We start from the raw sequence: 12912 nt of genomic DNA, 5'->3' as shown, positions 1-12912 counted from the left end.
CTTGAGTGTCGTCGGCGCGGCCGGCCGCAGCGCGACGTCGAGCGCTTGTGCTGCGATTGCCAGGAGCCGGCGCTCCTGTTCGTCGGGACTTGCACCGCCGGCGATTGCCTTCCATCCGGCCGGAGCCAGATCGAACGTAGCACCGCCGGTGATCCAGCAATCGCGCATTGCCGCCAGGCCTGTTTGCTCGCTTTCGTTCACGCCAGATCAAGCCTCCCGAACTCGCTTTGCGCCGCCAGAAGCTCAAGCCGGGCGCCGTTCCAGAGCGCTGCCGTGGCTGCAAGGTCGAGGCCGAGCAAGGTTTGATCTACCGCGCCGGCGATCGGCAAGGCGATCCCCTGCGGTTCATCCTCCGCCTGCCACCATGCCGTGCCCCGATCGTCGAGCAGGATAGCACCGGGCGGCAGCATGAGGGGACAATCGGCGATCCAGGGCGCGGCGTCCTGATGGGAAGCATGCGTGGCGAGCGGATCCTTCGCGGTGCCAAAAGCAAAATCGGGCCACGCGCCGGGCACAACCTCCCCCATGCGCTCCACCACGAGGGCGCGGAGCGGCAGGCGTGATGGATAAAACACCAGTCGGGCATTGAAACGGTCGCCTGGTGCAAAAGCGTTGGACCGGCGCCCGGCCGAAGCCGGGAAAAAGTCGAGCAGCACGGCAAATTGCGGGGTGGCGCTTTTCAAATCGAGCAGCCAGGTCGAATGGCTGACCAGACCATCGCGGCGGCTCTCGATCTTCTCGCCGAGAACTTCCCAGAGGCTTTCAACCTGTCTTGCATCCGGACTGCTGAGAACCTGTTCGCGGGGTTCCGACGTTGATACGAGGCGCTTCAGCTCGGGGTCGTCGGGCTCCGACCGCCACGCCTTGGCCAGCAGCACGAGCTTGCCGAGCTCGCGGATTGCCGCATCAGACCGTTCCTCGCTGCGCAGCGCCATCAGCCGCGACGGAATCTCGTCGATACGGCCGGCGAGCGCGGCTGCCTTCATATCGACCAGCCGCGCAGCAATCCGCCGGCAACGGTCGCTGCTGGCGTCGACAAACCCGGACAGACCGAGCCGTAACTGGTCGGCAATCCACTGGTCAAGCTCATCGAGCCCAGCCGACACTGCTTCTCGTGTGCTTTCCGCCCGCTTGCGCTGCGCCGCCTCGCGACGCTCCAGCGCCGCGATGTCTTCAATGGCGGTGCTCTCGTCGGCTTGTGAGGCTTCGCCGATGCGCTTGGCTTCCGCACCGGGTACCGGTTGCGCCGGCTGTGGCGTTGTCTTCCTGCGTCGGCCAAGCCAGTCATTCACCCATTCCGGCGTGGTATTGGCAGCGGCAAAACTGGCTGGCGCGGTGGCGGCAATCCACATCAGGGCCAGAGTGTGCTTGCATGGGAATTTGCGCGAAGGGCAGGTGCATTTGTAGCCGTGATCACCCGTGTCGACCACCACTCGATAAGGATTGGAGCCGGAGCCCTGGCATTCGCCCCAGATGAGCGCCTGCTGCTCATGCTTTTCGAGCCGCGGCCAGTTCGTTCGTTTGGTGAGCTTGGAGGCGGCGCTCAGCGACGCCTGATCGGGAGCAAGCGCCTCAATGGTTTTCAGATCGAATTCCAAGCCGCGCTTCTCCCCGCCCCGACGCAGTATAGATAGCGGTTTGTGAAGAATTATTATAGCTCTGGCATGGTGAAGATTGGCATGCCTTGGCCCTGTTTTGATGGGCCGGGACATGCCTCAGACGCAAATGGGGTCGACTGTTATTCGGCAGACAGAACGGGCTTTGGTAGCCGGCGGCCTAGGCGGAAGCGTTCAGGCTCTGCCCTTCAGGAACTCGATCACCATTGCCGCGGTCCAGGTGAAGCGATTGCCGCCGAGCGGCTCGCCGCTGAGGGGATCGTAATATTCGGCAAAACCGCTCTCGGCGATCAGCTCGAGACTGGATTGCGTGATCCGTTGTGCGATTTGGCTGTGGCCGGCGGCGGCAAGGCCGTCGGCGATCATGTAGTTGACCACCAGCCAGACCGGGCCGCGCCAGTAGCGCTTTGGGTCGAAGCGCCCATCCTCAGGATCGTGCGACGGGACGATGTAACGCGCTTTGCCGGCGATGCGCTCGATCGTTGCAGCGATGGTCGCTGCCCGGCTTTCCGGGATGGCCGAAAATACCGACAGAATGCCGCCGACCGACGCGCTGTCAACATGCTTTCCGGCCACTCGGTCGAAACAAATGTACTGGCCATGCGCGTCGCTCCACAGCCGTTCCATTGCCGAAAGCCCCTTTTCGGCACGGGCGCGATTGGCTTCTGCGATTTCGGTTTCGCCAAGTGCCTCGGCGAGATCGGCAAGGTCGGCGGCGGAACGGATCAGGATGGCGTTGAAGCCGGGATCGACGACCTGGAATGGCGAGGCATCGTGCAGCCGGGCATTATCCCAGCCAAGCCCGCGGAAATGCTGCAACAGCCAGACATAGCGGTCATACTGTGCCTTGGTTGGACGATGCGCCGGATCGGCGTGCAGGATGTCGCGGCGGGTGTAGGGCTCGACGCCTTCGGTCGGCACGCGCTCGAACGCCTCGTCCCAGTCGATCGAGTTGTCGCGGCCGGACTCCCATGGGTGGATTATGGCGACCAGCCCTTCGCCGTCCGGGTCGCGATTTTCGTAGAACCAGCGGTGCCAGGCATCGATTTTCGGCAACAGCGCGCGGGCGCGATCGGCCGCCAGGGCCTTGTCCTTGGCCTGGTCGAACAAGCGGCGCACGGCAAAGCCGGCGACCGCCGGCTGGGTGATGCCGGAGGTGGCAGTCGGGCGGTTGGTTCGCCAGACCTCCGGCCCGGGGAAATAGCCGTCGCTCCAGACATGGAAGACGATGTGCGGCACCATGCCGTCTGGCCATTGGTGGGCGAACAGCGTGTCGATCTCGGTCCAGGCGCGCGCCTCGTCATAGTGGGCAAGGCCGAGCGCGGTCAGGCAGGAATCCCAGTTCCACTGAAACGGGTAGAGCCCCTTGGTCGGTATGGTATAGGTGCCTTGGTCATTTTCCCTGAGCACCTCGACGGCGCGGGCGATGGTTTCGTCGACAGCAAGAGATATCATCGGGGCGTTCGTACTTTCAGAATCGAAGGGGATCAAAGGGCGTTGGTGGTTTCGGGATCGAACCAGCGGACGCGATCGGGTTTGGGCGAAAGCCGCAAGTGATCGCCGACGGCGACCGTGGCATTCGATTCGAGGATGGCGCGGAACAGGCCGCCCTCGACGTCGCAGGTGACCAGCGTGTGCGGTCCGAGCGGCTCGACAACGCGCACGGTGGCGTTAATACCTTCGTTGCCGGCGTCCACATCCTCGGGGCGAATGGCGAATTCTATCGTCTGCTTGTCCGATTTGGGGCCGGGCAGCGTCAGCCCGGCGACGGTCCAACTGCCGTCGGCCGTCTTCGTCGCCGGGATGAAATTCATCGGCGGGTTGCCGATGAAGGAGCCGACGAAGCGGGCCGCCGGATTGCGGTAGACCTCTACCGGCGAGGCGGCCTGGACGATACGGCCCTGATGCATGACGGCGATGCGGTCGGCGAGGCTCATCGCCTCGACCTGGTCGTGGGTAACGTAGATGGTGGTGGTCTTGGACGCCGCGAGCACACCTTTGAGCTCGGCGCGCATTTCGAGCCGCAGCAGCGCGTCTAGGTTGGACAGCGGCTCGTCCATCAAGATCACGTCAGGCTCCATCGCCAGGGCCCGGGCCACAGCCACGCGTTGGCGCTGACCGCCGGAAAGCTGGCCCGAATAGCGCTTCAAAAGCTGTTCGATATGCATGAGCTCGGCGGTGCGGTTGACGCGCCCGTCGACCTCCTGCTGCGGCAGCTTCTTCATGCGCAGGCCGAAGGCGATATTCTCGAATACCGTCAGGTGCGGAAACACGGCGTAATTCTGGAACACCATAGCGATGCCGCGTTCGCGCGGCGGCAGATGGTCGACGCGACGGCCGCCGATCCAGACCTCGCCCTGGCTTGGCGTTTCCAGCCCGGCGACGATCCTCAGCAGCGTGGTCTTGCCGCAACCCGAGGCGCCAAGCAGCACCATGAATTCCTGGTCGGCGATGGTCAGGTCGATCGAATGCAGCGCTGTGAAGCCGCCGAAACGTTTTGCCACCTGCTTGATGACGATCTCAGCCATCGGCGTTCTCTTTTGTGCGCGTCATCGGTTGGCGATCCCCCACATGGCGAACAGATATTTGCGAACGGCGAAGATGAAGATCAGCGCCGGAATGACCAGTGCCGCGCCACCGGCAAATTTGAGGTAGAGCGGCGATTCGCCGAGGCTCTGCAACAGGAAGGCAGTCAGCGTCCGGTTCTCTATGGTGAGCACTGCGGCAGCAAACACCTCGTTCCAGGAGATGGTGAAGGCAAACACCGCCGACGCCGCGATGCCCGGCAGCGCCAGCGGCAGAATGACTTTTCGGAATGCCTGCAATCTCGTGCAGCCGAGCGTCCAGGCCGCCTCCTCCAGCTCGACGGGAATGCCGGAGAACAGCGAGAAGGTGATCAGCACCGCAAACGGCAGCGCCAGCGTGGTGTGGACCAGCGCCAGCCCGATCGCGGTGTCGTCGAGGCCGGTGCGGATGAACATCACCGCCAGCGGCAGCGCCAGCAGCGGCAGCGGGAAGGCGCGGGTCATCAGCACAAGGAAACGGAACGTTTCCTTGCCCGGGAATTCGAAGCGCGACAGCGCGTAGCCCGCGGGTGCGCCGAAGCCGATCGAGAGGAGCATCGTCAGCGTGGCGACGAGAACGGAGTTCCACAGCGCCTTGGCGACGCCGGCGAAATTGATGAAGAAAGAAAGGCTGCCGAAATCGAATGACGGGAAGAAGCGCTTGGGAAAGGCGGTCACCTCTTCCGGCGACGACAGCGCGTTGACGATCAACAGATAGATCGGCAGCAGCACCCAGACGCAAAGCAGGATGACCGTTGCGACCAGCAACCAGTTGCCGGCTTTGCGGGCCTCAGGCGCGGCGATCGAGAGCTCCGCGACAGTGCTCATATGCGAGTCTCCTTCGGCACACGCAGCACCCGCAGGAAGAACAGCGTGAAGCCGATCGAGATGGCGAGGATGAACAGCGCCATGGCGGCGGCGACATTGTGGTCCTGCAGCGTGAACTGCCAATTGTAGGTCTCGCCCATCAGCACCGGCAGATTGGTGCCGCCGAGTGCTGCAACCACGGCAAAGACCTCAAAGGCAAGGATGACGCGCAGGATGATCGAGGTCTGCAGGCTTGGGCGCAGCAGAGGCAGCGTGATCTTGATGAAGCGCTTCCACGGGCTAGCGCCAAAGACCTCCGCCGCCTCGTAGTATTCCCGGGGGATCAGCCCCATGCCGGCGACCAGAATGACCATCATGATGGCGGTCGCGCGCCAGATCTCAGCCAGCGCCACGGCGATGAAGATCGTCAGCTTGCTCTGGTAGCCGAGGAACATAACCGGCCTGTCGATGACGCCGAGATTGGAGAGCAAGGTGTTCAGGAAGCCGGACTGGTCGAAGATGGCGAGCCAGATCAGCCCGGCGGCGAGATCGGAGATGCCGAGCGGAATAGCGAAGATGTAAAGCGCAGCGCTGCGCCCGGTTTCAAGCCGCGACACCACCGTTGCCATCAGCAGCGCCATCACCAGTTGGATCGGCACGACGATGGCGCTCAGCAGCAGCGTATTGCGGACAGTGACCGGAAACTTCCAGCTGCCCGCCATGGTACGGAAATTGTCGAGCGTAAAGCCGCCGTCGCGGGTGAACGCCTCGAAGGCGACCAACACGAACGGGTAAAGGAAAAAGACACAGAGGAACAGCGTCGCCGGCGTCAGCAGCAGATAGGGCAGGGCCTTGCTGTGCATGGAGCGCTCTCTCTATTCGAAGCTTCAAAAGGGGTGGGCGCCCGGCGCGCTGGAAATCCGGACGCCCGGGAGGATTCTTAATCGACCGGGCAGGCGCCTTGCGAGGGCTTGTCGGGCGCCCAGCATGGCGCCTTCGCCTGGTCGATGATCGCCTTCAGCGCCGTCGCCTGTTCGTCGAGCACGCCGTGCACATCCTCGCCGCCGAGCACGATGCGCTCGAAGCTGTCGGTGTAGACCTGGTTGAACTTGCCGCCGAGGCCGCCAAGTCCCATCGGCAGCAGCGCCGGCAACGCATCGGGAGCTCCGGTCATGGTGGCGATCACTGGGCTGAAGGCCTTCACCGAGGCCGGCATGTCGTCGGGCAGCTTGACGTCGACGATGGGGAAGAAGTTTGTCGCCTTCACCGTCGCGATCTGGGTTTCCGGTTTCAGCATATAGGCGACCAGCGCCTTGGCCTTGTCCATGTCAGGCGAGGTCTTCGGGATAGCGACACCGGCCACCACCGACATGTAGCCGCGGCCTGCCGGGCCAGCCGGCGCCGGGAAGGCGACAAACTCGTCGGGTTTCTGGTTGAAGGCGTCGGCGAGGCGCGCCACGTGATCGAATGCCACCCAGACTTCGCCGGTCAGCAGCGGCTCCTGCATGAAGGCATAGTTGGTCGAATTCGGGTTGGTGTATTGCCACAATTCCTTGAACTTATTCCACGCCGTCTCGGCCTCCGCCGAGCGGAACTTCGTCACCATCGAGCCGGTATACGATGGAAGGAGAAAACCCTCGAAGAAACGGTGCTTCAGCCCTTTCGGGCCGGCCGGAAAACCGAATTTGGGCGAACCGGTCTTTTCAGCGATGTTTTTCGCCCACTCGATCAGTTGGTCATAAGTGATGGTGTTGAGATCGGTGCCGGCCGGCAGATATTGCAGCGCCTGTTTGTTGGCCGCCATCAGAAAGGTGGCCTGCATCCATGGCAGGTACTTCTGCTCGCCGGTGCCGAGCATGCCGAGCTTCTTGTAGGTCTCGTTGACCTTGACGCCACCGAGATCGACGCCAGAGAGATCGACAAGGTTCGCGCCGACGGTGGAGAAGTCTCCGTGCAGGCCGCCGAGCACGCCTATGGTGCCGGAGCCGGCCTGCAGTTCGGCCTGAAGGCGGGTGAGCCAGGGCCCGTCCTCGGCGACCTGATAGTCGACCTGGCCGTCAAACCCCTTCAGCACTTCGCTGCGCATCTTCTGTGTCTCTTCCACTGGTCGCGCCTGTGTCGACCAGAACAACACCTGCTGGGCTTGTGCTGCGCCGGCAGCAAGCGACAACGCCAGCACCGCACCTGCCAATGTCCTCAACGCATTCATCGTCGTCTTCCTCCCTGGTTGTGCGCCGCTAAGGCGTCAGTTCCGTCCTGTGGGTGCCGGGCCATGGCTTGCCCGCGAGACAAGTGTCGGCCGGACCAGCCGCGTCAGTGGCGCGTCCGGCCTGTCGCCGATTACGGTCAGCAGCATCTCGCCGATCTCGCGCGCGCACCGGCGGATCGAGGCGTCGAAAGTGGTCAGCCCCGGCGGCGCATAGGCGGAGGCGGCTATGTTGTCGAAGCCGATCACCGAAAGGTCGCGAGGAATGGCAAGTCCGGCGCGCCCCGCCTCTTCCATCACAGTCAGCGCCAGCTCGTCGAACAGCGCGACAATCGCCGTCGGCCGCTCGGTGGCGTGCAGAAGCCGGTTGATTGCCTGGATGCGGGCACCGCGATCGAAACGCGGCGCCGTCGCCACATCGAGCCTGACGGACGGATCGCCCCGGCGGGCGATCGCGGCGGCGAGCCCGTCCTGTCTGAGATGGCGAAATGTCATCGGCTCGGAAATCGTCACCAGGCCGAAATGGCGGTGTCCGAGATCGTAGAGCATGTCGAAGGCCTCGCCGAATGCGTGCGCGCCATCGGTATCGAGCCAATGGTAGGCAAAGTCGCCGTCGAGCAGCCGGCCATGCGCGACGAACGGGAAATTGCGGTGACGCAGATAGGCAAGCCGCTCGTCGACCTCGGCGATGCGGGTGACGACGACCCCATCGGCGCGTCCGGATTCGACGACATGGCGAAGCACGGAAAGTTCCGACTGGCCTTGCGCCGCTGCGGCCAGGATCAGGTCGGAGCCGTGCGAAACCAACCCTTCGCCGAGCCCGGTGACGAATTCGCCGAGGAAGGAATCGACCAGATTGGGGCCGCGGATCGGAAGCACCATGCCGACAAAGCCGCTGCGGCCGGAGACCAGCGTGCGGGCTGCGGTGTTCGGCACATAGCCGGCCTGATGCGCAGCCTCGGCGACACGTTGGCGCGTTTTCAAGGCAATTTGCTCGTGACCGGCAAGGGCGCGCGAAACGGTGGTAATCGACAGGCCGAGCTGCGCAGCAAGTTCCTTGAGGGTGGTAACGCGGGCCGGCATCGTTCCTCCCGAACGAAGTTTGAAACGTTTGTAATCACTTCAAGCGAAATTGCAAACGTTTTAAATGGTGCGCGGTCGGTGTTGTTTCTTGCCCGTTGGTTAGCGCGGCCCCTATTCGGCCCCGGCCGGCAAGCTCCTGGCCGGAGATTTAAACGCAGCGGTTGCTTGACTCGGGCGACGCCTTGTGAAAAATTTTGCAGCAACTGATAAAAATATCAAAGGGCGGAAATGGTTGGTTTTGGCAACGGCCTGCTGCGCGACGATGAGACCGGCATGGCAGCCCGTGCCGCCTGGCTTCACTATGCCGGCGGCCTGACCCAGTCGGAAGTCGCCAAACGGCTTGGCCTGACCAGTCTCAAGGCGCATCGCCTGATCACCAAGGCCAATCAGGAAGGCCTGGTCAAAGTCTACATCGACGGCGAAGTCTCCGAATGCGTGCAGCTTGAGGATGAGTTGTCCGGCCGGTACGGCCTCGACTACTGCGAGGTGGTTCCGGACTTCGATGCCGAAGACCTGCCGCTCAAGGCGCTCGGCATTGCTGGCGCGCAGTTTCTCAAGCGCGAGATCGAACGCGGCGAAGAGGCGCTGATCGGCGTCGGCCACGGCCGCACGCTTGCCGCCTGCGTGGAATATCTGCCGCGCATATCGGCCGGCAGGATCCGTTTCGTCTCGCTGCTTGGCGGCCTGACGCGCAAGTTCTCGGCCAATCCGCATGACGTCATCCACCGCGTCGCCGAGCGGACTGGTGCGGAGGCCTATGTGATGCCCGTACCGATGTTCGCCAACACGGTCGAGGATCGAACAGTGTTGCTCGGGCAGAAAGGCGTCAGCGATGTCTTCGACCTCGCCAAGTCCGCCGACTTGCTCATCGCCGGCATCGGCACCGCCGAACGTGAGGCCTCGCTTGTCGCCACCGGTATGATCGAGAAGGGCGAGATGGAGGAGATCCGCCGCAACGGCGGTGTCGGCGAACTGCTCGGCCATTTCTTCGACGATGCCGGAAAGGCCGTTGCGACGACGCTTTCCGACCGGGCGCTGGCACTGGCGCGCGAAGACATCAGCAACCGCAGGATTGTCGCCGTCGCCGGCGGCAAGGTGAAGGTTCGCGCCATCAAGTCAGTGCTGGAGGGCCGTTATCTCAAAGGCCTGATAACCGACGAGCGGACGGCGCGATCGCTCGTGGAACAGACGCCGGTCGGGTAGCCGGCAACCATTTCGTTGAAACTACCCTGTGGAGGAGAAGAGAAATGCATGAGAAAGAGAAAGACCTCATCGACGCATTCCTGCGTGGACAAGTCGACCGCCGTGGGCTGATCAAGGGCCTCGGTGCAATGGGCCTTGCCGCCAGCACCGCCGGCACACTGCTCAATTTCGGGCAGACCCGCGCCCTGGCGGCTGATTTCGACTGGCAGGCGCATAAGGGCAAAACCATCAAGCTGTTGCTCAACAAGCATCCTTACGCCGATGCGATGATCGCCAACCTCGACAATTTCAAGAAGCTGACCGGCATGGAAGTCGTCTATGACGTATTCCCGGAAGACGTCTATTTCGACAAGGTTACCGCCGCGCTGTCGGCCAGCTCGCCCGAATACGATGCCTTCATGACCGGCGCCTACATGACCTGGACCTACGGTCCGGCCGGCTGGATCACCGACCTCAACGAATGGATCAAGGATCCGGCCAAGACCAACCCGAAATATGCCTGGGACGACTTCCTGCCAGGCGTCAAGAACTCCTGCGCCTGGAACGGCCAGCCGGGCGGCGCGCTCGGTTCGGCGGACGCCAAGCAATGGTGCATTCCGTGGGGCTTCGAGCAGAACAACATCACCTACAACAAGGGCATGTTCGACAAGGTCGGCGTCAGCGTTCCCGGCAATATGGATGAGATGGTCGCTACGGCGGCGAAGCTCACCAAGGACGTCGGCGGTGGCGTCTACGGCATCGGCGTGCGCGGCTCGCGCTCCTGGGCAACGATCCACCCGGGCTTCCTGTCGGCCTACGCCAATTTCGACCAGAAGGACCTGAACGTCTCGGCTGACGGCAAGCTGTCGGCCGCGATGAACACCGCCGAATCCAAGGCTTTCCACAAGCAGTGGGTCCAGATGATCCAGGAGAGCGGCCCGAAGGACTGGTCGACCTACACCTGGTACCAGGTCGGCACCGATCTCGGTGCAGGTGCTTCGGCGATGATTTACGACGCCGACATCCTTGGCTACTTCATGAATGGCGGCGATAACAAGATGGCCGGCAAGCTCGCCTTCTCGGCGTTCAAGGCCAATCCCGCCGCCAAGGCACCGACGCCCAATATCTGGATCTGGTCGCTGTCGATGTCCAACTTCTCCAAGGACAAGGACGCCACCTGGTACTTCATGCAATGGGCATCCGGACCCGAGCATGCATTGTTCGGTGCGACCAAGATGGACTTCGTCAATCCGGTTCGTCAGTCGGTCTGGAACGACGAGATGTTCCGCGAGAAGCTGAACAAGAGCTATCCGGGTTATGTCGAGATGTTCGACGTCTCGGCGCCAGGCGCCAGCATCAAGTTCACCCCGCAGCCGCTGTTCTTCGATCTCACCACCGAATGGGCGGCGACGCTGCAGAAGATGGTGGCCAAGGAAGTGCCGGTCGACGAGGGCCTCGACAAGCTGGCCGAGAGCATCAACAGCCAGCTCAAGGAAGCCGGGCTCGGCTAAGCCGCGGCCAAGGCTGATCCGTCCGCGGGCCAGCCTTTGAGATGTGATACGTTTGCGACGCGGTCCCGAAAGGTGCCGCCTGCTCGCCCGACCGGCCGCCTTGCTCCCTTGGGCGGCCGGGACGGCGAAGCAACAGGATGACGGAGCAGCCGATGACTGCGGCGACAATACAAAGAAACAGGCCGTCGGGCTTCAGGATCAGCAAGCGGGTGCTGCCCTATCTCCTCAGCCTGCCGGCTCTGCTGGTCTGCATCGGCATCCTGATCCCGTTCCTGACGTCGGTGGTCTATTCGTTCCAGCGCTACCGGTTGAGCCAACCCTGGGCGCGGCAGTTCAACTGGGGCGACAACTATATCTCGTTCTTCACCGACCCGAAGTTCTGGAACACGCTGGAGATCTCGCTGCTCTACGCCGGCATCACCGTTGTGCTTGAACTGCTTCTCGGTCTCGGCATCGCCATGCTGCTGCAAAAGCGCTCGACGCTGAACAACTTCATCTCGATCATGCTGCTGATGCCGCTGATGACGGCGCCGGCGCTCGCCGCGCTGATGTGGAAGCTGATGACCAATCCCGGTTTCGGCGTGCTCAGCTATCTCGCCAGCCTGATCGGGTTGCAGGATTTCCGCTGGGCCTCGTCTCCGTCGACGGCGCTGCTCACCGTCGTGCTCGTCGACATTTGGGTCTACACGCCCTTCATCATGATCCTGCTGCTTGCAGGCCTGCGCAGCCTGCCGACGCAGCCCTTCGAGGCGGCAGCACTCGACGGCGTGCCACGCAGCTTCGTCTTCTTCCGCATCACACTGCCGATGCTGACCCCCTACATCCTGACGGCGACCCTGTTCCGCCTGCTTGATTCCATCCAGCAGTTCGACATCATCTACGCCATGACGCAGGGCGGTCCGGGCGACACGCTGACCGTGTTCCAGGTTGAGGCCTATCTCAACTTCTTCCAGTCGACCAATGTCGGCCGCTCGGCGGCGCTGATGATCATCCTGTGGGCGATCACCTATTTCCTCTCGAACATTTTTATCAAGAACTGGCTGCGGCTGCGCGAACGCGCCCGCGGCCAGGCATAGGAGGCTGGCATGGAACACACCTCCCTTCTCGAACGCATCCTGCGCGGCATAGCCCTGGCGCTGGTCGTGATCTTCTTCATGTTCCCGATCGTCTGGATCCTGATGATGTCGTTCCAGACCAATGAGACAATCCTGCGGATTCCGCCGCAGCTTGTCTTCGAGCCGACGCTCGCCAACTATACCGCGTTGATCACCGGCAAGCTGATGACGGCGGCCGGCACGCTCGACATCGCCTTCATGCGCAATCTCTGGAATTCCGTCTTCCTGTCCGTCACTTCGGTTGCCGTCGCGCTGCTGCTTGGCGTCCCGGCGGCTTACGCCTTTGCACGGCACAAGTTCCGCGGCTCGGAGGACATCGCCTTCACGCTGCTGTCGTTCAGGTTTGCGCCGGCGCTGCTGGTGCTCCTGCCGCTCACCCTCTACTTCCAGAAGCTTGGGCTGGCCAACACCTATATCGGGCTGATCTGGGTTTACCAGCTGATCTGCCTGCCGCTGATCCTGTGGATCGTGCGCGGCTATTTCGAGGACATTCCGGCCGACATCGAATATGCGTACCGCATCGCCGGCCATTCCTGGTTTGCCACCTTCCGCAAGATTGCGCTGCCGCTCGCCGGCCCCGGCATCGCGGCTGCCGGCTTGCTCGCCTTTATCTTCGCCTGGAATAATTTCGTCTTCGCGCTGGTGCTCGCCTCGGCCGATAAGCAGCCGGTGACGGTCGGCGCGCTTGCCTTCATCACGTCGTCGGGCATCCAGTACGGCCAGATTTCGGCGGCGATCGTGCTGTCGATCACGCCGACCCTGGCGCTTGCGCTTTATGCGCAGCGTTATCTGGTCGAAGGCCTGTCGCTTGGCGCGGTGAAAGGATAG

At 62.8% G+C, this 12912-nt stretch carries 11 protein-coding genes; 4 read left to right on the top strand and 7 right to left on the bottom strand.

The window, feature by feature from the left end; translation table 11 throughout:
* Positions 1-197 precede the first annotated feature (197 nt).
* From NKI29_RS10290 to NKI29_RS10260, 7 genes are all read right to left on the bottom strand, one after another.
* The gene (locus NKI29_RS10290) at positions 198-1598 is read right to left on the bottom strand and encodes an SWIM zinc finger family protein (RefSeq protein ID WP_023676035.1); all 1401 of its coding nucleotides are present in this window, start codon (positions 1596-1598) and stop codon (positions 198-200) included.
* A gap of 192 nt (positions 1599-1790) precedes the next feature.
* The gene (locus NKI29_RS10285) at positions 1791-3071 is read right to left on the bottom strand and encodes an amylo-alpha-1,6-glucosidase (RefSeq protein WP_023676034.1); all 1281 of its coding nucleotides are present in this window, start codon (positions 3069-3071) and stop codon (positions 1791-1793) included.
* A gap of 32 nt (positions 3072-3103) precedes the next feature.
* Positions 3104-4144: an ABC transporter ATP-binding protein gene (locus NKI29_RS10280; RefSeq protein ID WP_023676033.1), complete on the bottom strand. Its 1041-nt coding sequence runs from the start codon at positions 4142-4144 to the stop codon at positions 3104-3106.
* A 21-nt stretch (positions 4145-4165) separates the two neighbouring features.
* Positions 4166-5008 carry a carbohydrate ABC transporter permease gene (locus tag NKI29_RS10275; RefSeq protein ID WP_023676032.1) on the bottom strand — a complete coding sequence of 281 codons (843 nt, stop codon included), beginning with the start codon at positions 5006-5008 and terminating at the stop codon, positions 4166-4168.
* Positions 5005-5850: a carbohydrate ABC transporter permease gene (locus tag NKI29_RS10270; protein ID WP_023676031.1), complete on the bottom strand. Its 846-nt coding sequence runs from the start codon at positions 5848-5850 to the stop codon at positions 5005-5007. The genes NKI29_RS10275 and NKI29_RS10270 overlap by 4 nt, the downstream gene beginning before the upstream one ends.
* Before the next feature lie 77 nt (positions 5851-5927).
* Positions 5928-7196 carry an ABC transporter substrate-binding protein gene (locus NKI29_RS10265; protein WP_352569334.1) on the bottom strand — a complete coding sequence of 423 codons (1269 nt, stop codon included), beginning with the start codon at positions 7194-7196 and terminating at the stop codon, positions 5928-5930.
* A 36-nt stretch (positions 7197-7232) separates the two neighbouring features.
* Positions 7233-8276, bottom strand: coding sequence for a LacI family DNA-binding transcriptional regulator (locus NKI29_RS10260; RefSeq protein ID WP_352569335.1), 1044 nt, complete (start codon positions 8274-8276; stop codon positions 7233-7235).
* Between the two features lie 228 nt (positions 8277-8504).
* Here NKI29_RS10260 and NKI29_RS10255 point away from each other — a divergent pair, with 228 nt between their 5' ends.
* From NKI29_RS10255 to NKI29_RS10240, 4 genes are all read left to right on the top strand, one after another.
* Positions 8505-9479, top strand: coding sequence for a sugar-binding transcriptional regulator (locus NKI29_RS10255; protein WP_352569336.1), 975 nt, complete (start codon positions 8505-8507; stop codon positions 9477-9479).
* A gap of 44 nt (positions 9480-9523) precedes the next feature.
* Positions 9524-10969 carry an ABC transporter substrate-binding protein gene (locus tag NKI29_RS10250; protein WP_023676027.1) on the top strand — a complete coding sequence of 482 codons (1446 nt, stop codon included), beginning with the start codon at positions 9524-9526 and terminating at the stop codon, positions 10967-10969.
* Between the two features lie 152 nt (positions 10970-11121).
* Entirely contained in the window at positions 11122-12045 is a 924-nt protein-coding gene (locus NKI29_RS10245; protein WP_352452414.1) for a carbohydrate ABC transporter permease, read from the top strand.
* 9 nt (positions 12046-12054) lie between these two features.
* Entirely contained in the window at positions 12055-12912 is an 858-nt protein-coding gene (locus tag NKI29_RS10240) for a carbohydrate ABC transporter permease (RefSeq protein WP_023676025.1), read from the top strand.

The sequence above is a fragment of the Mesorhizobium sp. M0678 genome, from assembly GCF_040320505.1.
In the GTDB taxonomy this organism is placed as follows: domain Bacteria; phylum Pseudomonadota; class Alphaproteobacteria; order Rhizobiales; family Rhizobiaceae; genus Mesorhizobium.
Note: the sequence above shows the minus strand (reverse complement) of the source record. Positions and strands in the feature narration are given on the sequence as shown.